General features: G+C 67.5%; 20 protein-coding genes and 1 pseudogene. 9 read left to right on the forward strand and 12 right to left on the reverse strand.

What is annotated here, in order from left to right:
• A partial coding sequence (locus ENSA7_RS16215) for an efflux RND transporter periplasmic adaptor subunit (protein ID WP_219907970.1) occupies positions 1-528 on the reverse strand: 528 nt, incomplete at its 3' end.
• 21 nt (positions 529-549) lie between these two features.
• Here ENSA7_RS16215 and ENSA7_RS16220 point away from each other — a divergent pair.
• Together ENSA7_RS16220 and ENSA7_RS16225 are read left to right on the forward strand one after the other, a co-directional pair.
• A complete protein-coding gene (locus ENSA7_RS16220; RefSeq protein ID WP_146157757.1) occupies positions 550-1,569 on the forward strand; it encodes a FecR domain-containing protein in 1,020 nt (339 codons plus the stop codon).
• Positions 1,570-1,761: 192 nt separating this feature from the next.
• Positions 1,762-3,777: a vWA domain-containing protein gene (locus ENSA7_RS16225; protein WP_106090202.1), complete on the forward strand. Its 2,016-nt coding sequence runs from the start codon at positions 1,762-1,764 to the stop codon at positions 3,775-3,777.
• On the opposite strand, the gene ENSA7_RS16230 is transcribed toward ENSA7_RS16225, so the two are convergent.
• Positions 3,725-4,504, reverse strand: coding sequence for a DUF262 domain-containing protein (locus ENSA7_RS16230; RefSeq protein ID WP_106090203.1), 780 nt, complete (start codon positions 4,502-4,504; stop codon positions 3,725-3,727). The genes ENSA7_RS16225 and ENSA7_RS16230 overlap by 53 nt on opposite strands.
• Before the next feature lie 301 nt (positions 4,505-4,805).
• Between ENSA7_RS16230 and ENSA7_RS46150 the strand changes: the two are divergent.
• From ENSA7_RS46150 to ENSA7_RS16240, 3 genes and pseudogenes are all read left to right on the forward strand, one after another.
• A pseudogene (locus ENSA7_RS46150) lies at positions 4,806-5,003 on the forward strand (hypothetical protein); the annotation flags it as partial.
• A 24-nt stretch (positions 5,004-5,027) separates the two neighbouring features.
• Positions 5,028-6,119 carry a hypothetical protein gene (locus ENSA7_RS16235; protein ID WP_244923822.1) on the forward strand — a complete coding sequence of 364 codons (1,092 nt, stop codon included), beginning with the start codon at positions 5,028-5,030 and terminating at the stop codon, positions 6,117-6,119.
• 180 nt (positions 6,120-6,299) lie between these two features.
• Positions 6,300-8,135, forward strand: coding sequence for a DUF4215 domain-containing protein (locus ENSA7_RS16240; RefSeq protein WP_244923823.1), 1,836 nt, complete (start codon positions 6,300-6,302; stop codon positions 8,133-8,135).
• 203 nt (positions 8,136-8,338) lie between these two features.
• On the opposite strand, the gene ENSA7_RS16245 is transcribed toward ENSA7_RS16240, so the two are convergent.
• Positions 8,339-8,671: a hypothetical protein gene (locus tag ENSA7_RS16245; RefSeq protein WP_106090206.1), complete on the reverse strand. Its 333-nt coding sequence runs from the start codon at positions 8,669-8,671 to the stop codon at positions 8,339-8,341.
• A 41-nt stretch (positions 8,672-8,712) separates the two neighbouring features.
• Here ENSA7_RS16245 and ENSA7_RS43725 point away from each other — a divergent pair, with 41 nt between their 5' ends.
• Entirely contained in the window at positions 8,713-8,874 is a 162-nt protein-coding gene (locus ENSA7_RS43725; protein WP_181233793.1) for a hypothetical protein, read from the forward strand.
• 477 nt (positions 8,875-9,351) lie between these two features.
• Here ENSA7_RS43725 and ENSA7_RS16255 read toward each other — a convergent pair whose 3' ends face one another.
• The 4 genes from ENSA7_RS16255 to ENSA7_RS16270 all read right to left on the reverse strand — a co-directional run bounded on the left by ENSA7_RS16255 (position 9,352) and on the right by ENSA7_RS16270 (position 13,888).
• Positions 9,352-10,575, reverse strand: a complete 1,224-nt coding sequence (locus ENSA7_RS16255) for a type II toxin-antitoxin system HipA family toxin (protein ID WP_106090208.1) — start codon at positions 10,573-10,575, stop codon at positions 9,352-9,354.
• Positions 10,572-12,251: a DUF262 domain-containing protein gene (locus ENSA7_RS16260; protein WP_106090209.1), complete on the reverse strand. Its 1,680-nt coding sequence runs from the start codon at positions 12,249-12,251 to the stop codon at positions 10,572-10,574. The genes ENSA7_RS16255 and ENSA7_RS16260 overlap by 4 nt, the downstream gene beginning before the upstream one ends.
• A 279-nt stretch (positions 12,252-12,530) precedes the next feature.
• A complete protein-coding gene (locus tag ENSA7_RS16265; protein WP_106090210.1) occupies positions 12,531-13,190 on the reverse strand; it encodes a CoA transferase subunit B in 660 nt (219 codons plus the stop codon).
• A gap of 2 nt (positions 13,191-13,192) precedes the next feature.
• Positions 13,193-13,888: a CoA transferase subunit A gene (locus ENSA7_RS16270; protein WP_106090211.1), complete on the reverse strand. Its 696-nt coding sequence runs from the start codon at positions 13,886-13,888 to the stop codon at positions 13,193-13,195.
• 115 nt (positions 13,889-14,003) lie between these two features.
• On the opposite strand from ENSA7_RS16270, the gene ENSA7_RS16275 reads away from it, so the two are divergent.
• Positions 14,004-15,185 (forward strand): purine-nucleoside phosphorylase, encoded by a 1,182-nt coding sequence (locus tag ENSA7_RS16275; protein WP_244923824.1) that lies wholly within the window; start codon positions 14,004-14,006, stop codon positions 15,183-15,185.
• 96 nt (positions 15,186-15,281) lie between these two features.
• Here ENSA7_RS16275 and ENSA7_RS16280 read toward each other — a convergent pair whose 3' ends face one another.
• The 4 genes from ENSA7_RS16280 to ENSA7_RS16295 all read right to left on the reverse strand — a co-directional run bounded on the left by ENSA7_RS16280 (position 15,282) and on the right by ENSA7_RS16295 (position 19,661).
• Positions 15,282-17,138, reverse strand: coding sequence for a phospholipid carrier-dependent glycosyltransferase (locus ENSA7_RS16280; RefSeq protein ID WP_106090212.1), 1,857 nt, complete (start codon positions 17,136-17,138; stop codon positions 15,282-15,284).
• Complete coding sequence (locus ENSA7_RS16285; protein WP_106090213.1) at positions 17,135-18,331, reverse strand: hypothetical protein; 1,197 nt, start codon at positions 18,329-18,331, stop codon at positions 17,135-17,137. Before ENSA7_RS16285 ends, ENSA7_RS16280 begins: the two co-directional genes overlap by 4 nt.
• A 140-nt stretch (positions 18,332-18,471) precedes the next feature.
• The gene (locus ENSA7_RS16290; protein ID WP_106090214.1) at positions 18,472-19,143 is read right to left on the reverse strand and encodes a DUF4126 family protein; all 672 of its coding nucleotides are present in this window, start codon (positions 19,141-19,143) and stop codon (positions 18,472-18,474) included.
• On the reverse strand, positions 19,140-19,661 hold the full coding sequence (locus ENSA7_RS16295; RefSeq protein ID WP_146157758.1) for a hypothetical protein: 522 nt from the start codon (positions 19,659-19,661) through the stop codon (positions 19,140-19,142). Before ENSA7_RS16295 ends, ENSA7_RS16290 begins: the two co-directional genes overlap by 4 nt.
• 338 nt (positions 19,662-19,999) lie before the next feature.
• On the opposite strand from ENSA7_RS16295, the gene ENSA7_RS42275 reads away from it, so the two are divergent.
• Positions 20,000-20,962, forward strand: coding sequence for a calcium-binding protein (locus ENSA7_RS42275; RefSeq protein ID WP_219907971.1), 963 nt, complete (start codon positions 20,000-20,002; stop codon positions 20,960-20,962).
• Here the strand turns inward: ENSA7_RS42275 and ENSA7_RS16305 are convergent.
• Entirely contained in the window at positions 20,959-22,713 is a 1,755-nt protein-coding gene (locus ENSA7_RS16305) for an MXAN_5187 family protein (RefSeq protein WP_280524011.1), read from the reverse strand. The genes ENSA7_RS42275 and ENSA7_RS16305 overlap by 4 nt on opposite strands.
• Positions 22,714-22,912: 199 nt before the next feature.
• On the opposite strand from ENSA7_RS16305, the gene ENSA7_RS16310 reads away from it, so the two are divergent.
• On the forward strand, positions 22,913-24,940 hold the full coding sequence (locus ENSA7_RS16310; protein ID WP_106090218.1) for a ComEC/Rec2 family competence protein: 2,028 nt from the start codon (positions 22,913-22,915) through the stop codon (positions 24,938-24,940).
• Positions 24,941-24,989 lie beyond the last annotated feature (49 nt).

Genomic DNA, 24,989 nt, shown 5'->3' on the forward strand with positions numbered 1-24,989 from the left:
GGCGAAAGCCTTTTGCGCAAGCAATCGGCCGAGATTAGCCTGTGCTGCCTGTACCGCGGCACGCTTGACGGCGAGGTCGCCATTCTTCTCGTCGGCTTCCTGTCTCGATACTGAGTTCGTAGTCAGGAGGTCGTTCCAGCGCGCGTGCGGCGACCACGCTGTCCCGGGACACCGCCGCGCGCTGGTGAGATCGGCACGGGCCTGCAGAATCTGCTCGTCCAGCTCCGGCGTGTCGACAAGGCCGAGCGGAGCTCCGGCAGGAACCATCGCGCCGATATCGCGGTACCATGCCTTCACATAACCGGGCGCGCGGGCATAAAGCTTGGCCGCTTCCCAGGCCTCCATCGTTCCCGGCAGCGTCAACGCGCTGGAGGCCGACGATGCGGTCGCCGGCACCAGATGGACCGTTGGGATCGATCGGTCGTCCGACCATTTCTGCGCGAGGCCGGCATCCGCGGCGCGTGTCATCACGCCAAAGGCGACCACCCCGGCTGCGGCGAAGGCGGCGGCGATCCCGGCTGCCTTCAACCCTTTGGGCGCGCGGCGGAGTTGGAGTCGGGGATCACCGAGCCGGAAGGGGAGACCAACGCGGGTCTGGCCGAGGCGGAGCTGGCCGCGTCTGGCTCGAGCCCGCGTCGCGGCCGACCGGGCCTGGCGTGGGGGGTGGCGGCGCTCGCCTGCGCGGCCGTGGTGCTGCTCTCGATCTCGCAGGTGCGCATGAACGATCGGCTCGCCGCGCTCGACGAGCGCCAGCGCGGCAAGGCCAAAGCTGAGGCTGCCGAGCCGGCCGACCAGGGACCGCCGCTGCTCGAGCCTGGCAGCTTCGCCGCGCTCGAGCACGGCACTCGGGTCGAGCCGTCGAAAGATGCGGTCGCCAAGCTGGTCCGCAGCGACAGCAAGGGCGCCGAGATCGCGCTGTCGGCTGGCTCGATCAGCCTCCACGTCAAGCGGGTCGAGGGCGCGCAGTGGATCGTGCACGCAGGTCGCTACGACGTTGTTGCGATCGCGGGGGCGCGCTATCGCGTGACCCACACGGACGCGGTGCCCGAGGTCGAGGTGTTTCAGGGCAAGGTGCGGGTCACGGGCGGCCTGCTCGGGGCGGAGGGGGTCGAGGTCAGCTCAGCGGCCCACACCCTGGCCGCGAAGATGGCGAACACCGAACAGGAGCTCGCGCCACCTGACATGCCGAGCGCGCCGACAGACACGGTCGTCGGCGCCGACGGAGCGGATCCTCAGACCTACGTGGATCCGCTCGCGTACGACGAGATGTTCGGTCGCGCGCTGGCGTTGCGCGCCACCAAGCCGGACGAGGCCCAGGTGTTGTTTCGCCGGCTCGTGGATCTCGGTCGCGACGACTGGGTGACCGAGCGCGCGTTCGAGCAGCTGCGGACGATGGTCGGACCCGACGAACGCGAGGCGCTGCGCCTGGAGTATGTCGAGCGCTTCACCGACGGGATGTTCGCCGAGCCGTTCGGGGCGATCGGCTGTCAGGCGCTCGACGATGACGAGGCCGACAGCTGCTGGGAGGCGTTCGCCGAGCGGTTCCCGAACTCGCTCTACGGGCCCTGAGCCGGCTGTAGTCATAGTTCCTGTACCAAGCCGTCTCGGTGACCAGGTCCGGTCGAGCCTGGGCGAGCCAGAGCCAGGGCCCGAGTGTACAAACCGCCGCGATTTGCCGACGAGCACGTGATCGGACCCGCATAAACAGCGCTGAGCGCAAATTGTCTTTGAAAGAAATAAATGTTTTGGTAGTTTTGCGCAATGCGCCGCCTCAGTCTGCTCACGCTCGTCGCCGCCTGCCTCCTGACCCTCCCAGCGTGCAAGAGCGACGCTTCCAAGCCAAAAGTCGCCCTGACCTGGGGTGACGCCGAGTGGCCAGAGGCGCCCATCCCGCAACCCGGCGGCAACGGCAACGGCGGCGGAGGCGACACCGATGGCGACGACACCGGTGGCGCGAGCAGCCTGGGCTTCACCCCGGCGGGCGATTTCTCCAGCAGCAGCCAGTGCGACCCGTTCGCGCAGGACTGCCCCGAGGGTGAGAAGTGCGTGGCCTATGCCAGCACGGGTGGTTCGTTCGACGCCAACAAGTGTGTGCCGATCACCGGCGCCGGGATGACCGGGGACATGTGCGACTACGCGGGCTTTACAGAGGCGACCGACGACTGCGATCAGGCGAACTACTGCTGGGACGTGAGCGATCAGATGGGCAGCCTGATCGGCAGCTGTGCGCAATTTTGCATGGGCACACCCGACTCGCCGATCTGTCCTGACGGGAGCGAGTGCCTGATCGACTTTGATGGCTCGATCGCCCTGTGCATCGAGCCTGGCGGAGGCACCGACACGGGAACCGACACCGGAACCGATGAATCGGGCGCGCCGGATGGCACCGATCCTCCGTTCGAGCCGCAGAGCGTGCCACTGGCGGACGAGCAAGTGCCCGTCTGCCCCGACACCACGGACCCGATCGTGCTCTACATGAGCAACGACGACAGCAACTCACAGGCCTCGCCCGCGGTCGTTCGTCGCCTGATTCACGACGGCCAGATCGTGTCCCCCGACCGCGTGCGGATCTACGAATTCCTCAACTACTACACGATCGTTGAAAGCAACCCGGTCGACAAGGCGGCCGAGGTCGGGATCGAGATGCGCCGGACCGACGCCGAGCAGGGAGAGTTCACGCTGCTGCTCTACGCGGCCGGCCAACAGCTCCGTCAAGAGGACCGCCCTCCGCTCAACCTGGTGTTCTCGCTCGACACCTCGGGCTCGATGGGCGGCGAGCGGCTCGATCTCGTCAAGGACTCGATGGTCGCGCTGGCCCACCAGCTGCGTGTTGGCGACGTGATCTCCCTGGTCGAGTGGAGCTCCTCGCAGACGGTGGTGTTGGACAAGCACGCCGTGACGGGGCCGGATGATCCAGCCCTTGTCGCGGCGATCGCAGGGCTCACGTCTGGTGGTTCGACGGATCTGCATGGTGGACTGGTCAAGGCCTATGGCCTCGCGCAGGCCACCTACATCGCCAATGGCATCAACCGGGTCGTGCTCATGAGTGACGGTGGCGCCAACGCGGGTGTGACCGATCTCGAGCTGATCGCCAGCGCCGCCGAGGCCGAGGACGGCAACGGGATCTACATGGTCGGTGTCGGTGTCGGGGACGCGTCCGGCTACAACGACAGCCTCATGGACACGGTCACCGACGCGGGCAAGGGCGCCTACGTGTTCATTGACGCGCCGGCCGAGGCCGAGCTGCAGTTTGGCGAGCGCTTCTTGTCCAATGTCGCGGTCGTCGCTCGTGACGTCCGCATGCGGGTGACCTTGCCCTGGTACTTCGGGATCAAGAGCTTCCACGGCGAGGAGTACTCCTCCGATCCCGCCGAGGTCGAGCCCCAGCACCTCGCGCCAAACGACGCAATGAGCTTTCATCAGATCATTGGCGCGTGTGATCCCGACTCGGTCGACGCGAGCGACACGATCGAGGCCCACGTCGACTATCTCGATCCGCTGACCCTCGCGCCGATGAGCGACTCGCTGACCCTCGAGCTCGGGGCGCTCGTCAAGCAGGACGCGGCGCAGCTGTACAAGGCCGACGTGGTCGTGAGCTTCGCCAAGGCGATCATCGTGATCGGTGCGCTGTGGCAGCAGGCCCAGCCGATCGAGGCCCTGGCCGCGGCCGAGGCGATGTCCGAGTGGCTCGACGCTGCGGCGCTGCAGCTCGATGATCCCGAGGTCATGGACATGGCCGCGCTGATGGGCGAGTACGTGCTCGTGCTCGGCGGGTAGGGGCATCGTCGTGGCGCTGGAGCGGGCGCTGGGTCAGGCGGGGTTCTGTCTGGCCTCGTTGGCGCGCTCTCCAGTTTCCGTGACTATCTGTGCTTCCACGATCCACAACCTCGTGGGCGGTGGCGCGTAGGAAGGTCACGGCCGCACGCAGGGCGCTGGCGGTGCGGATGAGATCGGCCTCGGCCGCGGCGACGTTGAGTGTCCGCGGGTCGAGCTTGCCGACCTTGTCGCCCCGGATGGCTTCAAAGGCCTTGAGGATCGTGGTCGGCTCGATCGCACCGAACTCGAGATCGGCGAGCTGCGCGTTGACGAGCGCGAGGCCAGTGTTGCCATCCGGGGCGATCTGCGAGCCGATCAGCGCGTCGAACACCTCTTCGCGGCGCATGGACTTGCCCGTCGAGTTGACGCGGTCGAACACGTGCGAGAGCGCGTGGCGCGGGCGCACGGCCGAGCCCCTCCAGAGCGTCGTCAGCCGCTGCTGCCCGTCGACGACGAGGTATCGGTCTCCCTGGGGCTTCGCAACGCCCATCACGCCCAGCGGTCGCCCCGCTTCCGTGGCGGATGGCGGGTTCTTCCACAGGAGCAACGTGCCGACGGGGTAGCCGCGGTAGATGCTGTCGAGCAGGGCCCAACGGTCCTTGGCTTCCCACCTGAACGCGCGCTGAAAGCCCGGCATGCGTAGTTGGCCCTCCGCGACGGCGAGATCGAGCTTGCGATCGAGGCGCATGATGACCTCGCTCGCGGCTGCTCGAGGTCGGTGGCAAGGGGCAGGCGCTCACGCACCTCGAGCGCCTTTGTCATGGGTCGAGCGCTTGCCGGAGAGCGAGCGCAACGGGATCTCGAGGCGCGTAAGCGGCACGTCAAGCGGGTGATGAAGCTGCTTCGGCAAGAGCTGGGTAGACAGCCAAGTTGCGCGCAGCCAATCTGCTCGCCTGTCGCTATGCAGGCGCAACCGTTGCGCAGGCGCAGCCAGGTTCGGGCATCCCTTTGCCGTTGACTCGAAATTCGAGGCATGATACACAACGCGAATGTATCAAAGCCGCAGAGGATTCTCGTCCAGTGGACGAATCTCCATCGCAGCTGGTCTCGGCACGCTAACAATCTCGAGTCTGTCTTGTGGGCCGGGGTCGGCCGCCGAGAACGGCAGCGTCGACGCGTGCGGTGACAACATAGTGGACAAAGGCGAACTCTGCGATGACGGAAATCAAATCGGAGGAGACGGATGTAGCTCCGCGTGTATTCCATCGGGTGTGGCTCTCGAATGTGTAGAACTGCTCGCGGGCAGCGATCGCAACGAAGTTAGCGACCTGTTGCCGCTTCCAGATGGAGCCTTCTTGGCGGCAGGGTCGATGCACGTCGAGGAGAACTACCGAGGTTGGGTCGCCCGCTACGAGAGTGCGGCGGGGCCGACTTGGTTCACCGAAGTCACACTTCCCGGCACTAGCGATGTCACGGTTCTCGATCTCGCGGTGGATGAAGACGGCGGCGCATGGGCGTTGGCGACCGGAAATTGGCTATTGCACATCGATCAGACGGGGAGCGTCGTCAACTCCGTGGATCTCGATCAAGGTGCAGGCTCACCCATCGACGCCTCCGCCATCGAGTCGACCGATGCGGGCGTATGGGTTGCGGGTGCGAGTCAAGGTGATGCCTGGCTAGCGATCTTCAATCCGACGACCAACGAGATGGACAATCTACTGAACGAGGATTTCTTTGGATACGACGACGAAATCCGGGTGATTGGCCGAAGTCAAACCTCGATCGCTGTCGCGGTCACCATCAGCACGAGTCCCAATTTCGACGACGAACTGCCGATCGTTGCCACAACCGATATACTGGTTGTCGAGTACGACCTCCAGGGCATTGAAACAGCACGAACCAGCATCACTCCTGACCCCAATCCTACCTCCGCACGGCGAGCCCTGGGTATCGGTGCCGATACGGGCGGCCAATGGTATGTCGGAGGTGTTCATGTCCCGGTTTCGGCATTCGTCTTCTCGCAAATATGGTTGGCGGAGGTGCGCGCAGAGTCCGGTTGGCGATGGTCGAGCGAAGGTGTCGCTGACGCAGCTGAGTTCGGTGGCATGGTAAGCCTTGATGAAGGCATTCTCGCAGTTGCGGGATGGTACGGCACAGCCGAACCCACGGTGACGGGTTGGATCGGCAGCTTTGGACGCTTGGGCGCGCTGGCCTGGCACCATGACGAGCGGGAGGCTCTGGGTTACGATCGGTATCTCCACGAGGTTGTCGTACGCGGGCTTGATGGTCGGGTGCGCGTTGCGAGCAAGGCGCTGACGCCCGGAGAGTCGTCGCTGTTGCGATCGTGCTTGATCGCCATGTAGTTGGACACCCATACATGGAAAGGAACGAATAGACAAATGCAGCGCACTGGTTTGGTGTTGGGAGTTGCTGCCGTACTGAGCACAATGTGCGTCTTGGAAAGAGGCGCTCAGGCTTGGTGTGCCACATCGCGAGATATGATATCATTTTGGTCGAAGAGGTTCCCAGGCCTCCGAATCCCCGTGTGGGTGAACATATCTGGGAAGAACAGCGTTGGGTACACCGGGCAAACGCAGGATGATATCGCCAGACTCGTGATTGAGGTTGTCGCCAGGCACAACGAATCTAACCGATCTCCAAAGCTCTATTTCGCCGGCTTTACAAATGAGGCGTGGGATCCCGTTGCGCCGAATCCGATTCAGGATTTTCCCGCAGGAATTACGATAACGAGTATGTCCTGTGCAAGCGCGAAGCTGGGGACGCCGTGCGCCGAAGGAGGAAAGGCGTGCGCGAGTTCCACCGTTCGGGGGATAGGTAACATGCCGCCTGATACTGACCCCTTGGGCTGGATCATGGTTTTGCCAACACAGTGCGAGGGGGTAAACGAGTCCCTTTGGTCGATGTCAATTTACGCTGATTTGGGCCAGGTGCTGCTGCACGAAACCGGACACGTGCTGGGCCTTTTTCACGCAAACAGGAGTAAGGCAACCTGTGAGGCCGGCGGGAATGTCCACGGGGGCTTGGTGGATGGTACAACCGGCGTGATGCAGACTGCAGTGCCCGCGAGCTTTGCGGCAACGCGATCCTGGCGACGAGATGATCTGGGAGGACTTGAACACCTCTACGGCGCGGCGGGGGGAACGTTTGAAATCGCGTGGTGGAAAGACGCAAGTTATCCGGACTATCCACCGGACTCTGCGGCAACCTCCGTGATTAAAATGGACGTGTCACGCACGGCGGTAGTGTCTCACCGACCGCCCAGCGAGGTTCAGGCGTTGGTGACAACAGCTCCTGACGGACGGGTCATCCATCGGTTGATGACCGTCGGCGGGGACTTGAGCCCCGATCTGCCGGACATGGTGGTCGATCCGGGCCCCAGCGGGGTCACATGGTCTCTGCCAGCAGTGACCATCGGTGGCGACGGGACAAATGAACGACTGTTCATCGCGTGGATGGCCAATGAATCTCTGAGTAACAGTCAACTGACATTGCGTACGGCAATCCGCTCGACGAATGTTCTCAATTGGGCGTACGTTGACCATCCCGGTGAGTTCAGGGTCAACCGCCTCGCGGCGGGATACGCGTCCTCCATCGATGCGTTCGTTGTGACCACATTGACACCCGTCGAGACTGAAGTGTCGGTTGTCCTATTCGATGGAAATGGAGAGCCGTTGGGCTCTCTCGTCGTACTTGAAGGTCTACAGGCTTTCGATGTGGGAGGCGTGCTTTGCGATGGGGCGCGATGCCTGATTCCGTTTTCCACGTCCACCTTTGGTGGGCCTGATTTCGGCGTTGCCGAGATTGAAGTTGACTCTCGCGCGCCGGCCGTGACGCTGTTGTCGACGGAACTTCTCAACACTGCCAACACTTTCGGCAGTCTGACCTTGCTCGACGATGGTCAAGAGCTCATAGGGCGAATGGGGGAACGGCGATTCCTGATAGGCGGCTATCCAGGTCTCATGCCGGACGGGGCTGAGTTCTACGGCAATCCCCGAAATGAGTGGGCGCTCGGAATTGGGCTGTGGGGAAGCCCGAATTTCCCGGATCAGCGGTTGTTTCAGGCTCGACGGGTAGAGTGTGGGAATCAGATCGTTCAGGGGTCGGAGCAATGCGATGATGGAAACAGTTCGCCGGGTGACGGTTGCAGCAATTGTGTAGTCGAACCAGGGGGAGGAGAATCTGGCGGGAGCGGGTCCGGCGAGACTGATGGCGGTGGACTCGATGACGGTTCCAACGGTTGCGACTGTCAAGCTGGCGACTCTCGATCGCCGTGGTTTGGACTGCTCTCCCTTCTGGGCGCGGTGGCGTTTGTGGGCGGACGAGGGTATCGTCGAACTCGGCGAACTTCGACCGCTTGAGGCCTGGCGCTGTGACGCTCGCATCGTGGAGTTCGAAGGGTCAAGCAGAGAGGCGAACAGGTCGAACGCGGCCGCAACCCGGAGTCGGCTCGGCGTACGCCGCCCAGGCAAGCGGCTTCGCGGCGTTGAGAGCGCGAGCGCTTGGGACCGTTTCGCTGCCTGCGCGGCAGAGCACGCACGGCTCAGTGTGTGCTCGTGGTGACTCAGCGAAGCCACCACCCTGCAAGAGACTGGTTGGCGCTGAAAGCCTGCATCGCCGCGTCTGCGCGGAGACAGCATCGCGGACGAGGTAGAGTTGATGCCGACCTCGTGGCGTCGCTGCGGTGGTAGACCGCCCACAGCCAAAGTGCCAGCGCGATCGCCATCGCGCTGTAGTGCCGGCCTCGCAGCAGACCACGCGGGCCGACCACGATGATCGCTTTGCAGCGCTGGCATGCGTAGCGACGCAGCAGCAGCTCGAGCACCTCGACGTTCTCGTTGGTGTCGGTCGGGATCCCGACCCGACGTCCACGCTGACCGTGACCATGAAGCAGCACGCGACCGCCGTCGACACCTGGCGCCTCGCAGACTGGGCACCGTGCTGGGCGGGCCGTGGCAGCAGGCCCAGCCGATCGAGGCCCTGGCCGCGGCCGAGGCGATGTCCGAGTGGCTCGACGCTGCGGCGCTGCAGCTCGATGATCCCGAGGTCATGGACATGGCCGCGCTGATGGGCGAGTACGTGCTCGTGCTCGGGGGGTAGGGCAAGCGGGCGACGGCGACCCGGAGCCCGACGCCATCGAGAGGATGCAAACCATGATCGTCCGACATCGACTTGGCTACACAGGTGTGACGATCGTGGCAACGGCGCTCATGGTCATGAGTGCCTGCGCCAATGAGCCCGAGACCGAGAGCGGGGAGAGTACGGAGACCGGAGCCACGGGGCCAACCTCCGAGGCGTGTCTCGCCGAGCAGAATGCCACGAGCTGCGAGGCGCTCGGGTGCCGCTGGCACGACACCTTGGCGGTCGAGGCCAACGCGTGCACGACGAGTGCCGGCACCGGACGCTGCTTTGCGCTCGAAGGACAGCCGGTCGGGCAGGCCTCCGAGCCTCGCGCCTACTACCGCACCCAAGCAGGCGAGTGCTCGCGAGTTGTTGGCTGCCGACCAGCGCCGTCACAACCTCTCCGGTCCCTTAGTTGGAGCGGCGACCCCAGTAAAGGCGATCAGGCGGTCCCTATCAGAGAGCTGACGCGGCGAGATGAGCTGTGACGCGGTCCCGCACCACGGGCGGCGCAGCTGCTGCGATGGCGGGCCACGCTTCTCGGGCGTCGCGGACGAACGCCTCGAGGTCATCCATCACCTGCGAAAAGTCGGCCGGCGATTGGGATACGACGCCCAGCAGATCATCCAACGTCACGTCGACTAGCTGCATGGGCGGCTCCAATGTGGGTTCTAGTGGCTCCAACCACCGCAGCGCAGAGTGTGTGGGGAGTGACGGGTACACGACCGTCGAGACCACATCGTATACCGGAGCGAGCCGTGCGCTCACGCCATCGGGATAGAGGAGCGACCAGTTCTTGAGGTGCGCGTCAGCGTTGCCCGACAGCACCATGAACGCGAGGCGCCGCATGTATCGTCGAAAATCGTCCTCGCCACAGAGCGCACAGATGACAGCACCAATGCTCCCGTAGTGGCTCCACCCAAGCTCCATGACCTCCCACGCATACCGCTCCTCCGGCGGGAGGTTGAAGACCTGTGCGAAGTCCTCTTGGTGGATCCGTCGGTCCCCCTCCCGATCGAAGCGCCGAACGATCAGGACATCTTGGTCGGCGTCGAAGTCCGCCGGGATGTCCTCGATCTCGGACGCACGAACCACGCGATGCTCGGGCACGTCGAGTCCGCAACGCTGCGCCCAATCCAGCATTGCGAGCTCGTTGTCCACCAGGCGTTGATACGCAGGGCTGCCAAACTTCGCTATCCAGTGCCCGTCGGCGCCCTCGACCGGCATCGTCAGTCTGTCGCCGACCTCGGACAGCGCGAGCTTCGGCTGCACGCCCGTGAGCGCGAATCGAAACGGGTCGTTCGCATCCCGTCGCTGGCGCTCACCGGCCTCGAGAGGGTGAAGGTCAAACTCATCGCTGATGACCCGCACGGCGCCGGAGAGGTTCTCACCGAGCCGAAGGAGCATGGCATACTCGGGGATCGCCGACGTCCCGAGGCGCCGCTCGACGATCTTGCGCAGCGCTCCCTCTGGGAGCAGGTTTCGAAAGTAGTTGGGCAGCGGCGCGCCACGAAACGCGCGCGGTGGCTCGATCAGATGGTCCTCGAACCATCGGCCGAGCACGGGACGCGAGGCGGACGCGGCGTACGAAGCGTCGAACTCGAGCGTCGTCTGGCTAGAGGCGGTGTCCGGACGAAGCTCCCCCACGACGACGTCGCCTAACAGCACACGAGCGCTCACGCGCTGCGCCTCGTGAGCGCAACGATCGGAGGAGCGTCGTCACGATCTAGCTCGGTGTGGTGGGCGAAGAAGGCCTCGGTCGAGCGCCGCAGCAACTCACCGCGGTGTGCATAGAATGTCTCGGGATCGCCCCGGCGAAGCCCCTGGCGCGCTTCAGCGTCGATCCCGTGGGAGAAGAGCGCGGCTTCGTCGGTGCACTCGAGGATGAGGGTCCTCGCGGCGGACCCCGATGGGTGCAGCAGCTTGTTGATGACTCCGCGCCCGCGATGGACTCCGCTAGTCGATCCATGCAGGATCGGTCGCACGGCGTCGGTCACTCCGTTGCGAAACAGGACGCTCACGTTCAGCCGCTCCCCGGTCACGAGGCTACGCGGAATCTGGGCGAGGAGCGCGCAAATCATCGCCTTCCCGCGCGCGCTCGCCATGCTGGCCGCGATCGTCCTACCCCACTCGGCGTCGTCGAGCGCGAGGCCCTCGGGTGAGCCCGTGCGTCGCAGCAGCGCCTGAACGGACTCGGCCTCGTCCTCGGTCACGTCGTCCACGTGCTGCTGCATCGAACTCGAGGCGCCACCGAGGCGCTCGCCGAGAGAGCCGCGCCACAGCCAACGACGCAGCAGGATCAGGCTCCGTTCGCTGGGGTGGTCATGGAGCGCGAAGAAGCGCGCCAACACGACGATGGGCAGCTCGTAGGGGCGGACCGCCACATGGGGGACGTGGGCGATGGCGCGTAGGAAATTCACAGTCGCACGCAGGGCCCTGGCGGTACGGATGAGATCGGCCTCGGCGTCGACGACGTTGAGCTTCCGCGGGTCGAGCTTGCCGACCTTGTCGCCCCGGATCGCTTCGAAGGCCTTGAGGATCGTGGTTGGCTCGATCGCCCCAAACCCGAGATCGGCGAGCTGCGCGTTGACGAGCGCGAGCCCAGTGTTGCCATCCTGGGCGATCTGCGACCCGATCAGCGCGTCAAACACTTCTTCGCGGCGCATGGACTTGCCCGTCGAATTGACGCGGTCGAACACGTGCCGGAGCGTTTGGATGTCGGCGTGCTCGACGACATAGAGGCCCAGCTTGTGCTCCCGAATGCGCTTGCCGAGCTCGAAGTAGCGGCGCTTGTCCTCGATCGACATCCACGCCGCGACCCACGCGGACAGCACCGCCGCGTCGAGCACCAGGTGCAGCGGCACCTGTGGCAGGCGCTCGCCGTCGTCACCCTCCCCACGCGGCGATGGCCGACCCGCTATCTCGTCGGACGTGAGCGGGCGGCTGACGACTTCCTCGCGCTCGATGTCGAACACGAGCGCCATCTCGCCTGGCGCGGGCGCGCGGCCGAGCCCCTCCCAGAGCGTGGTCAGCCGCTGCTGCCCGTCGACGACGAGATATCGGTCTCCCTGGACCTTCGCAACGCCCGTCACGCCCAGCGGTCGTCCCGTCTCCGTGGCGGATGGCGGGTTCTTCCACAGGAGCAACGTGCCGACCGGGTAGCCGCGGTAGATGCTGTCGAGTAGGGCCCGACGATCCTCGGGTTCCCACCTGAAAGCGCGCTGAAAGCCCGGCATGCGCAGGCGACCTTCGGACGCGAGCTGGATGACATCCTCGACCGGCATCGCCTCGGCACGCGCCGCGGTGCTCATGCGGGGCGGCGGCGACTGGCCGTCGGTTGCGTCGGGCCTCGACATTCTGGGTATGGTAGCAGCTCGATCGTGGTCGTTCGTATATCTTCGCGGCGCCGCGCTGCTCGTCGAAGCGAGCGCAAGGTTCGTGACCGCGGCTACGCCACCGTGATGCTCGGCGCGACCGCCACCGGACTCGTAGAAGCCATCGCCGACGCGAGCAAGTGGACGTGGAGGGGGGCCCGGGCACGCGGCGCCGCGATGCGAACGCTCAGCAGCTGCATGGGCGATGTCGAGCTCAGCGCTGCGCCTATGCGGCGCAACGCCAAGCCACCCCAGTGACGCTCAGACCGAGATCACCGGAAGCTCACCCGAAGCCAGCTTGATCGCGCACTCGGACTTCTCGCGGATCTCCTCCACGGTCACCCCCGGCGCGATCTCGACGAGCGTGCAGCCCTCGGGCCCGAGCTTGAAGTAGCCGAGATCCGTGACGAGCTCGTGAACCACGCGCTTGCCAGTGAGCGGCAGCTTGCACTGCTTCAACAGCTTGTGCTCACCCGACTTGGCGACGTGATCCATGGTCACGATCACTCGCTTGGCGCCCGCGACGAGGTCCATCGCGCCGCCCATGCCCTTGACCTTCTTGCCGGGGATCATCCAGTTGGCGAGGTCGCCGTGCTCGCTGACCTCCATGGCCCCGAGCACGCACAGATCCAGGTGGCCGCCGCGGATCATGGCGAAGCTGTCGTGGCTGCCAAAGTAGCTGGCGCCCGGGATCGCGGTGACGGTCTGCTTGCCGGCGTTGATGAGATCGGCGTCGACCTCGTCCTCGGTCGGGAACGGGCCGATCCCGAGCAGGCCGTTCTCGCTGTGCAGCACGACCTGCATGCCCTCGGGCACGTAGTTGGCGACCAGCGTGGGCATGCCGATGCCGAGGTTGACGTAGTAGCCGTCGCGCAGCTCTTTGGCCACGCGCATGACGATCTGTTCGCGGGTCATCGCCATGGTCAGGCCTCCCTCGTGGTGCGGAATTCGATCTGCTTGTCGTAGGACTCGCCGACGATGATGCGGTCGACGAAGATGCCAGGTGTGTGCACGAAATTGGGATCGAGCTCGCCGGGCTCGACGAGCTCTTCGACCTCGGCGACGGTGATCGCCCCGGCGGTGGCCATGGCCTGGTTGAAGTTGTTGGCGGTGTGGCGATAGATCAGGTTGCCGTGGCGGTCGCCCTTCCAGGCCTTGATCAGCGAGAAGTCGGCCCGCAGCGGGGCTTCGAGCACGTACCAGCGGCCGTCGATCTCGCGGACTTCCTTGCCCTCGGCGACCGGCGTGCCGTAGCCGGTGGGCGTATAGAACCCGCCGATCCCCGCGCCGCCGGCCCGAATGCGCTCGGCCAGCGTGCCCTGGGGGACCAGGGTGACCTTCAGCTGGCCCGACAAGAACAGCCGCTCGAAGGTCTTGTTCTCGCCCACGTACGACCCGGTCATGCTGCGCACGCGCCCGGCGTCGAGCAGCACACCTAGGCCGACGCCGTCGATGCCACAGTTGTTGGAGATGATGTCGAGATCCTGGTGACCAGCGGCGTGCACGGCCTTGATCAGGTTCTCCGGGTTGCCGCACAGGCCAAAGCCACCGGACATCAGGGTGATACCGTCGCGCATGCCCTCGATGGCGGCGCTGGCGGAGGGGTAGGTCTTGTCCATGGAGTGCGCAGTGTCGCGCGGCCGTTGGACGTGAGCAAGGTGCATTTTTGCAGGCTGCGTCGACAGGTCTCGCGCTGTTGTAAGCCCCGCGCGGATCTTCCGTAGTCTGGGCGAGATGTATGCCCTCCAGTTGAAGCGCAAGTGGTCGAGCTTGGCTCTGTTCACGACGCTGGTCGCGGCTTCGGCCGGGTGCAGCAGCGGCGAGGTCGAGGGCAGCGGCGACGCGAACGAGACGACCTCGGACACCACGGCTGACACCGAGACCCAGTCCGATTCATCGGACACCGGTGAGCCGGGCGGTCGCCTGGCTTGGGTCGACGAGTGGCAGACGGTTGGCGCCGGTCCGGCCGACATCATCGAGCTGCTGTCGATCGGCGATCGTGTGTCGAGCGACAACTTCGCCAACCGCGGCGACATCGAGGTCATCTACGTCGAGGGCACGACGGAGATCACGATCGAGATGCAGCGGTTCACGATCGCCGCGGCGGGCGGGGCAGAGGGCGCGTTCGAGCGCATGCAGCCGTGGCTGTACGCGGTGTCGATCCCGGCGCCGCCGACTACGTTGAGCCCCAACAGCGCGTGCTGGGCTGCGGGGACGACCACTTGCTACGTCCGGGCCTACTACGACGGTCTGCTCCAACCGCTGCGCGACGGTGCCAACTTTCGCGTGACGATCCCGGCCGGCTGGGACGGCGCGCTCGAGCTCGTGACCTCCGACAATCTGCAAGAGGCCGAGGACTACCCGGATCGCAGCGACGTCGTCGTCGATGGGCTCGCGGGCTCGCTGAGCGTGGATCTAGACTCCGGCAATGTGGCGATCCGCGTCGACCCGCAGATCGATCACTATGCTGGCTGTCCGAACAATGACGAGTGCGTGATGCAGGGGTATGCGCCGGGCTGCGGCTGCGCCGAGCCGACCAACGTGAGCGTGCAAAATGCCGCGGGCCAGGCGTCGAATGTGACCGTCGACGTGGGCAGCGCGGATCACTGGTACTCGGTCATCCTCGAGAACCGGGCCAGCCTGGGGCCAGGCGAGACCGGCTGCAGCGCGGGCATCGACTGCTCGGCGTTCGCCGACTGCCAGCTCGATCCCAACTCTGCGCAGCTGAGCTGGGCGGAGCGGGCCGAGATCAACTTCCCCGGGGATCCGGCGATCTCGGGCGCCGGGATTCGCGTCGCGCTGATCAGCGAGGGCTGCGAGGACGTGACCTACGTCAATGGCCCCGAAGACTACGGCAACCCCGAGACCCCGGTCGAGGAGCGCGGCCACCTCGAGGTCTGCGTTGGGTGTCTGTAGCGGAGCCTGAGCAACGCTACAGCGCCTGGTGGCCGATCGGCATGCGATCCAGGGCAAGAAAGCGGAGCTTGGCGCGAGCGACCGCGCGCGCTCACGCTACTGCGGTCGCTGGTAGACGATGGTCACGGGCACATCATCGAGGGTCAGGACCATCGCTGGCTGCACGGTCCCAAACCGATCCCAGATCTCGATCTCGTCGCTGAGCATGTGTTTTTCGGGGAACAGCAGCGCCGCGTCGGCGCGGCCGAGGCCGTTGGGCTGCCAGCCGGGCCAGCGCCCCTCTCGGCGATACTGCTCGACCGCGAGCTGGTGGACGTCGTGCAGGTACACGCGCTCGGCCGCGAGGACGTCCGAGTCGAGCAGCGGCACGATCGCGTGACCCCAGTACCCGCGGTTGAGCCCGGTCGCGGCGGCCCCTCGCGCACCGCCAGCGAGCGGAGCGTACTGCGAGAGGTTGAACGGATGCCCGTGAAGGGTTGCCCATGTGCTGGGGGCCAGCACCGCGATCAGCACGACCGGGGGCGCCCATCGCAGCAGCTTGGGCCACGCACGCAGCAGCGTCCGAGCCCGCCACCACAGCCGGCCCCACGCCATCGCGGCCAGCAACGCCATGAACGGGTACGCGGTCAGCCAGTGCTTGGTGCCGCCAAAGATCGGGACCCAGGGCAGGGCGATCAGCAGCAGCGGAAACGCGGCCAGGCCCACGTACAGCGTAGGCTCTTCGCGGCCGTCAAAGCTGGGCAGCGGGGCGACCCAGCGGGGCTGCGGATCCTCGCTGGATCGCCGTCGACGGATGCGCCCGCGGTTGTCACCAAACCGACCCAGGTGCCGCAGCGCGCGAGGGGTGCGAATGGTCCGCATCGTCAGCAGCAACCCGATCGAGGTCAACAGCAGCAGCGCGCTCGGGACCGTGGCCCAGGTCATCACGAACGGGTAGCTGATCGGCAGTGGCGGGCGGTTGTAGTTCTGCCCGAGGAACTCCATGTTGTAGTAGCTGTGCTCGCTGTGGAACGCGACGTACTCGCTCAGCCGGGCGAAGGTGTCGTCCCACATCCATGGCCACAGCAACAGGGCAACCAGCGGCCCGAGCACGGCCATGCTGATCAGCGGCAGCGGCACGACCTGGGCCAGGCGGGGGCGCTGGCCCTCGTGACGCCAGCGCAGGGCCAGGCACACCCACAGGTGCAGGGCCAGGAGCGGGCCCAGGAACAGGGCGTTGTGCTTGACGGCGATCGCCACGCCCAGCAGCGGGCCGATCGCCAGGCCCCAGCGCCAGTCGCTGAGCGCCCGCAGCCAGACCAGCGCGACCAGCAAGGTCATCGTGGCGATCGGCACGTCGAATGCGTGCAAGCTGGCGTGGAAGGCCACGCGCGGGAGCAAGATGAAGTAGCCGGCCGCGATCAGGCCGCCGAGGTAGCCGCCGCCGAGTCGGTGTCCGGTTGCGAACAACAGCGTGACCGCGAGCCCGGCCAGCAAGATCGCGGGCAGCCGCATGGCCGCGCCCTCGCGCATCCAGTGCAGCTTGCCGCCCTCGACCGCCGCGAGCTCGCTTCGCCAGGCTCGCTTGCGGGGGTTCTTGATCTGGCTGATCTCGGCGAGGACCTCGGGCGCGGGTGGCTCGGCGAAGGTCCGCGCCGAGATCCCCCCCGCGAGCTTCATCAGCGCGGGGTGCTCGTGGTTGATGCCAAAGTAGCGATCGCGGATCTCGGGGGTGTTGGCCTCGCCGCCCTCGTCGAGCCAGCGCACCACCCAGGCGGCGTAGTGCCGCGACGCCTCGAGGTACACGCCCTCATCGCGTACGTAGCCGATCTGCCCCTCACCGCGCAGCAACACCATCACCGTGAGCACGCCGAGCAGCGCCGCGACCAGCCGCGGCGAGCGGAGCCGCTGCAGGATCCGCGCGGGCAGGCGAGGCGTCGGGGTCTCGTCCGTGGGCGGAGTCGAGGCGTTCATGGTGTCGCGACCCCTTCGTCAAACCCACGCAGCTCGACGCACAGCGAGTCGGTCGGCGAGTCGCGGTGACCGTTGCGCTGCCACGTGCCCGCGACCGTGGACATGGCGCGCAGCTCGAGCTGGCGCTTGCCTGGGGTGGTCGCGAGCGCGAACGCGGCCCAGCCTTGATCGTCGGTGAACACCCAGCGCGCGGCGACGGCTCCGTCGATCCACAGCTCGATGCGGGCGGTGGGGTCGGACCGCAGCCGCCCGTTGAAGTCGGCGAAGCCCACGTGCCCGCGAATGTGATCTCCGAGCTCGAGCTTGCCGAGGTCGACCTTGGCCGTCGCGCCGTCGCTGAGCTCGACGGCCAGGCAGCGCCGGGGGTGGTAGTCGATCTCGACGGTCCGCAGCGAGACCCGGCCCTCTTTGCAGGTCCACGTGGTGGGTCCACCGCGACAGCGACCCTTGGCGGTCGTGATCGACTGTACGGACTCGAGCAGGGAGAATCGCTCGACCCTGGTGTCTTGGCGGTAGTGTTGCAGTGTCAGCTCGCCGACGTCGTGGACGCTGAGCAGCTCGGGTCGCGGCAGCCCCTCGAGCTCGGCGCGAAGCGGGCCACGCCACGGGCGCTCGCGCTTGTGGGTGAGCAGCCAAAACCGCTCGAAGCTGCGTAGATCGGGATAGGCCAGCGCGTCCCAGCTGCGGGTCTGGGGCAGCCGCATCCGCGCGCTCGGGCCCAGCCACTCGCTGGCGACGATCACGGGCTCGGTGGGGTCGGCAGCGTGCTCGGCGAGCACCGCGGCGACGGCCTCCCAGTCGTGTTCGGCGATGCGCTCGCGGTACTCGAGGAACGCGGCGATCGACTCGATGACCGCGAGCGCGCAGAGCAGGCCCAGGAGGATCACCGCGCCGTTGGGTCGGATCAGCCGGACGGCCGCGTGGTGCCTGGGCGGGGCCGAGGGCGTAGCGCCCGGCTTGGGGTCCGGTTCGGGCGGCGAGTCGACGTCGGGTGCTGGCGGTGGCGCAGCATCGGTCAGCAGATCGTGGTCGATGCTGGGCTCCGGCGCTGGCGGGTCGACGTCAGGCGCTGACTCTGGCGACGTATCGATCTCGAGCGCCGATGCTTGCTCCGGCTCGGGCGGCGCGTCGGTCTGATGCTCCTCGGCGCTGTCTGACGCGACCTCGCTGGGGCCCTCGTGCGGGTCGGGCACATCGGGATGCTACTCCACGACCCCGGCCGCGTCTTAGGGGATGGGATCGAAGCGGGCGCGAACGCGTGGGCGTTGGCGTTGCGCGGCTGTCACTCGAGCGCGCGCACCGGGCTCATGGGACTCCAGGCGTCGAACCTTCGTCACTCCCGCCACCGAACGACCTGCACGGCCCCCCGACACCCCGGACACCGACGCGCTTCGACGCGCACCCGCGCCCCGCAGCCCTCGCAGGCGCGCCGCCACACTCGGTCCTCCGCCGCACGCTTGGCCGCGATCGCGGCGACCCCCATCACACTCGCGACCACGACAAACCCAAGCGCGACGATCGGTGCGAGCAGCACCGCCACCATCAACCCCAACACCCCGCCCAGCTCGAGCCAGGTCAGCCAGGTCCGCGGGCTGAGCACGCCCTCACCGGTTCCCTGCAACTGTTGATGCAGGCGGGCCCGCAGGTGATGGGTGCCGACCGCCAGCCCCGCGCCGACCAGCGCGGCGCCCCACTGCGGCAGCTCGACCCCGACATCGGTCGCCGAGGCCTGAATCGTCCCCGCCGCCAGCGCCCCGGCCCCGCCGCGCAGCGCGTAGGCGAACACATCGAACAGCGCCTGCAGATCTTCGTCTTGCTCGGCCAGCTCTTCGACGATCACCAAGGCCAGCAAGATCCCCAGCCCGACGTTGCTGGTCATCCATGGATGCGGCGCGGCCATGAGCTCGAACCGGGCCGCGAGACCCAGGCACAGCAGCGTCAGGCTCGCGCGGGTGCCCGCCAGCGCGCTGGTCGAGACAAGCCGGGCGATGACCTCGGCGATCATGACAGCCACCCCAGCGCAGCGTCGAACGCCGAGGCGAGGGCCGCGAACGCGAGCGCGAGCAAGATCACCGAGGCGACCAGGCCCGCGAAGCACAGCACCAGCACGACCCACTCCCAGCTGGCGATCGGTCGGGACGCGGCCTCACGGCGCAGCTGCCAGTGCACGTAGACCGTCACGGCCCACGCCGCGATCGCAACCTCGCCCGCGCCGATCACCGCCTTGGCCGGCAGCCCGAGCACGGGGATCAAGGTCAGCGCTTCGGTCAGGATCACCGTCACAGCCAGCGCCGCGGCCATGACCAGACGCGCGGTCCAGCGGGTCAGAACCCGACGTCGCGGGGACAGCATTGCGGTGGTTGGTTGCAGGATCCCCACGCGGATCCACGCCGCCGCGACCAGCAGCACCAGCGCGCCGATCAGCGGGACCCACCCGAGCAGCAAGTGCGCGAGCCCAACGGCGACCGCGATCCCGATCAGCTGCCGACGGCCACGCCCCTGGACATCGGTTGCCAGGGTCACACCGGTCAGTCGCGCGTCGATGGGCGCGTCGCACCACGAGCACGGCGCCGCCCCAAACAGCGATCGGGGACCGAGGGGCTCCGCGCACGCCGGGCAGCGAGCGTCCAGCAGCAAGGCCCTCGCGTGGGCGGTCTCGTCCCCAGCTCGCACCCGCCAACTCTAACAGCCAAGCATGCAAACAGCGGCGCTAGAATCCAGCGACATGCGCGAGCCAAGTGATTCGCGCGCGTGGGCGGCTCAGCTGGCGCGAGCGGCAAATCGGATCGCATCTCGACAAACGGCGCGCGCTCGTTCACTGTCGCGCGATGATATCGGCTCGGATTACCCCCTTGTTCGCGGTGACGCTCGCGTTCGCCTGCAGCGCAGGCGCCGGTGAGGAGTCCATGAGCTACTCGTCGTCGTTCGGCAGCGGCAATCATGGCTCGGCCTCCGACTCGACGACCGGGCCCGACGGCGAGGATGACAGCAGCGATCCTTGTGCGGAGATGTCCTGCGAAGACGCCACCGATGACATCCCGATCACCGGTGGGATCTCGAGCACGATCGTGCCCGACATGAACGTCGATCTCGCACCCTGGGCCGCGGTTGGGATGGGCGGGATGTCGGTGGTCGGCACCGAGGGCAGCGAGAACCTCATGGGCACCGAGCTCGCGGACATCCTCGATGCCCTAGGCGGCAACGACCAGCTCGAGGGCTTGGTCGGTGATGATCTGCTGCTCGGTGGCGGCGGCAACGACTCGCTCAACGGTGGCGATGGCAACGATCAGCTCGAGGGCGGGCCAGGCATCGACATCTGCGAGGGGTTCAACGGCCTCGACCTCATCTACGGTGGGGCCGGCGACGACAAGCTCTACGGCGGCGGTGAGGCGGACGTCCTGTTCGGCGACGCGCAGGTCGATGAGCTCTACGGGGAGATCGGTGACGACCGCCTGTTCGGTGGCGCCGACGGTGACGTGCTCGATGGTGATCTCGGCAACGACACCCTGTGGGGCGAGGCCGGCGACGACAGCTTGTACGGTGGCGACGGCTCCGACGTGCTCGTGGGTGGTGAGGGCGCCGACCTGCTCGCGGGCGGGCTCGATGACGATGTCTATATCTGGCGCAGCGGCGACGGCGACGACGTGATCGACGGTGACGACGGCGGCAACGACGTGCTGTGGCTCGGGGGCGTCGGGCCCAGCGATCTGATGCCGCTGAAGGCTGGCAGCGACTACGTGCTGGTGACCCCGTCGGGCAGCATTCGCCTGGTCGGCTTCTACTCTGGCCTCAACCAGATCGAGGCCATCCAGACCGAGCTCTAGGCCTTGACGACCTTGGCCCGCAGGGCGGCCTTGCCGTCTTTGACGTAGACGCTGAACTGGACGTCGGTGACCTCGGCGCGGCTCATCAAGGTCTCGCTCTGCTTGCGCAGCTTCTTGGCGAACTTCTCGTAGGTGAAGCCCTCGACCGGCTCGCCGCACGCGCCCTTGGTCTCGACGAACTCGTCGTAGATGCGTCGGTAGTAGCTCTCGCGATCGTCGCTGTCGCCGTCGCCTTCGACGTCGAGGCCGGCGAAGCTGACCGAGTCGCCATCGAGCGCGAGCGCAGGCGGGTCGACCTCATCGCTGAAGGCCGGGGCTGGCGCGGCTTGTTTTGGCGGGGGGGCCGGAGGAGCGAGCGGCGGGGCGCTGGCGCCTGGCAGATCGATCGCGTCGGGCTCGTGGTGGACCGTCCGCGACGGCGCGGGCCGGTGGTCGTCGCTGGCGGCGAGGGGCAGCGAGTCATCGGCGTCGTCGTGCGACGCGCTGAGGCTCTCGTGGGCCTGGCTGCGAGCGCGGCGGGGTGCGGCGCGGAGGCTGCGAGTGCTGCGGGTGCGGCGGGGCGCGCTGCTACCGTCTGAGAGCTGGGCGTCGGAGTCCAGCAGCTCGTTCTCCCACGAGACCCGCAGGGCCTCCATGGCGGTCGCGGCCGACCGGGCCAGGAGCCCGAGCTCACCCCCGTAGGTGTCGTGGTAGACCTCGTGTTGCCGGCCTTCCGTGATCCCGTTGAACTCTTTGGCGAGCCGACGAAGCGGCGTGTTGTACTCGATGTGGGGCAGGTACATGGTCAGGCCGAGGCTGATCACCAACAGCCCGCCAACCAGCAGCCAGTTGAGCTGCTCGAGGCCGCCGCTGTCGAGCGCGACCTGAAGCGCGGTCGCCATGTCTTGCTGCGTGGAGCCCAGGGTGTTGCTGGACAGCACCACGAACAGGGTCCCGCTCTTGCCCTTGCCAGCCGGGCCGGGGACCCGCGCGGCCGAGCCCAGGCGCGCGTTGCTGCCGCTGTTGACCATGAACACGCCGCTCGCGCCTTCGGGCGGGATGCTGTCCATGTGCTGGGTGACGAAGGCCACCAGCTCCTCGTGCTTGGCGCCACCGATCGCGTCACCGAGCACCTCACCGTCGCGGACCAGGCCCGCGGGGTTGCGGGTGCCGACGACGCCGCGGAAGAATGAGCCGCCGCCGAGCTCGACGGCGCGGATCGTGACCAGCCGTCGCTGCGCCGCGTCGGCGAGCGGGCGCGAGAGCTTGACCGCGTGGAGCTTGCCGGCCAGCGTCGCCGACAGCAGCTCGGGCTCTTCGCTGTCGAGCGCGGACTCCATGGCCCCCATCTTCACGAGCTCGTCGAACAGCTCTGGCGCGAGGCCCGTGCGGGCCAGGACGTTGCCGCTCTTGTCGACGATCGCCATGCTCATGCGCGGGTACTCGTTGAGCAGGCTCTCGTTGGCGACCTGCACGAACACCTGCTGCAGCGAGGGGCCCTCGAGGCCGTCGTCGTCGACGACCGGCACCGCCGGTCCGTCGAGGGCTTCGCGCAAGCGCGTGTCGCTGAGCAGCGACGGCCCAAGCGAGACCGTGGACGAATTGATGTCCGACGCGAGCGCCGCCATGCCCGCCTCGGTCACCGCTCGCACAGCGGTCTCATCGGCCTCCGTGAAGCCGCCGGCCGAACCGGTCGAGAGCAGATACATCCCAGCAAGGCACGCAGTGGCCAGGATGGCGAGAACGGCTGTCCAGATCTTCGTGAAAAGCACGACCGTCGCCGAGTGTAGGGTTTCCGGGGCCGAAGTGGAACAAGCGCGGGCACCTCGATGGCGTTTTGTGCGCTAGAGCCACTCTGGTGCCGTTCTGGCGTTTCGCCGGGTGCGTCAGCGCTCGCGGACTCCGGGCCTCGGGCCGCGGCGGCCCTGCAAAGACGTGCAAACAGGGCTCGCGCGGGCCGATAGCCCGGTCATGCGGAGCATACTGGTGGCGCTGGGCTGTATCGCCGCGATCGCGGCTGGTTGGGTGTGTGCGCGAATCGGGCCCCCGCTGGTGCCGCTGGTGCTCGGCGGGGTGTTCGTATCGGTGCTGCTCCGCTGTCGGGCTCGGGGCAATCGTGACGACGCGCGGGCGGCCGTGCTCGCCGGACTGATCATTTGCACCGGACTCTTGCGCGGTGCGAGCGTCGGAGCCGGGCCGCCAGCGCGGGTCGCCGAGCGGGGCTGGTCGGGGTCGATGCGGAGCTTCGAGGTGGTCGGAGCCAGCGAGCCCGGGCCGCGCTGCCGGCTGCAGCTGCGGGGTCCCGCGGGCGCTGAGTTGGGCGCTGGGCCAGCGACGATCAACGTGGTCGCGCCACCCGACGCGTGCCCCCGGTCCAGCGGCGAACGAGTCGCGATCTCGGCCGAGGCCCTGACGCGAACCTGGCGAACCGCGCTCGACAGCCGCGCGCGCGCGGGCGAGCCAGCGTTCGATCTGGGCCGAGGTCCGGTGATCTGGCAGCGCCCCGCGCCGCCGCGTACCGGCGCGCGTCGGCTGATCGACGGGTACTGGCGGGGGGTCGCGCAGCTGCGTCAGCGCGCGTGGTCATCCACGCGCGGCGACGCGGCGGCGAGCTTGGTCGTCGCGGCTGGGCTGGGGCTGCGCTCGGCGTTGCCACCCCAGCTGCGCGACGATCTTCGGGCCGCTGGGCTGGGTCACTTGATCGCCGTCAGCGGGCTCCACATCGCGGTCGCGGCCCTGTGGCTGCAGGTCCTCGCGCGCCGGGTGGCGGTGGTGCTCGGCGTCTCGCCCAGTCACGCGTGCGTGCTCGCGTGGGTGCCCCTGTGGGCCTACGTCGGGCTCACGGGCGGCGCGGCGTCGGCCGTCCGCGCGGCGGCCATGCTGACCGCCGTCGAGCTCGGCACGGTCGTGGGCCGACCCTCCCACGGCCCGACCGCGCTCGCGTGTGTCGCGGCGGCCATGTTGATCTGGCAGCCCAGCTGGCTGCTCGATCCCGGGTTTGCGCTGTCGCTCGCCGCGATGACGGCGATCGTCACGGCGCCGCGCGAGCTCGGCGTGCTGGCCATGAGCTGGCGGATCACCTGGGTGACCGCGCCGCTGAGCGTGCTGTACTTCGACGTCGCGCCGCTGCATGGGCTGGTCGGCAACGCGATCGCGCTGCCCTTGTTTGGGCTCATGATGCCGGCCGCCCTGGTGGCGAGCGTGGCCCCGGGCCTGCTCGGCGCGCTGGGGCTGGCGTTCGCGCGGCTGTTCGCGGCGCCGATCCTCGACCTGAGCGCGCTGCTGTGCCGGCTCCCGGCTGCGGGTCCGGGCGCCCTGTGTGGCGCCGCGCTGCTCGGGCTCGGGCTGCGACGCGCGCTGCCGGCCGAGGATCCGCCGCGCGACTGGCTGCCGCCTCGACTCGCGTGCTTGCTGGCCGTCGCGATCTCGGCCGGGCTATTGCTCGACGGGGCCCTCACGCGGCGACAGGTGGCGCCTCCCACGTTCGACTGGGTGGCGATCGGCACCGTGCGCTCACCGTCGCTGTTGGTCGCCGATCCCAGCCGCCCCGCGAGCGCGTGCCTGTACCGGGCGACCGACTCGGGCCTGACCTGGGTCCGGCTGCTCGAGCTGCTGGAGGTCCGCCGGCTCAGCCGCCTCGACGCTCGATTTCCTCCGAAGCCCGACCCGCCCGACCAGCCCGACCAGCCCGACCAGCCCGATCCGCCCGATCCGCCCGACCGCCAGCCGGCCACCGCCGACGCCGACGCCGATCCACTCACTCGCGCGCTCGCGGACCAGCTCGAGCGCGGCGGCGTCGAGATTGGACCGCGCGATGCACCGAACGATGCCCAGCCCGATCGTTGCGAGCCACCGCCGCGCGCGTTGGTCCGCGCCGCCCTCAAAGCCTGTCGCGCACGCCAGGGAGGACACGGCCGGGCGCTCGCGCGGAGCTTCGCGGGTCGCGTCAGCTGCCGCATCGAGGATCGCTGGGTGCCGGCCCCCGAGCTGTCGGACTGATCGATCCCGCCGAGAATTCACGGATCGCGCGACGCTTCGCTACACTGCG

This window comes from Enhygromyxa salina, from assembly GCF_002994635.1.
GTDB lineage: Bacteria > Myxococcota_A > Polyangia > Nannocystales > Nannocystaceae > Plesiocystis > Plesiocystis salina_B.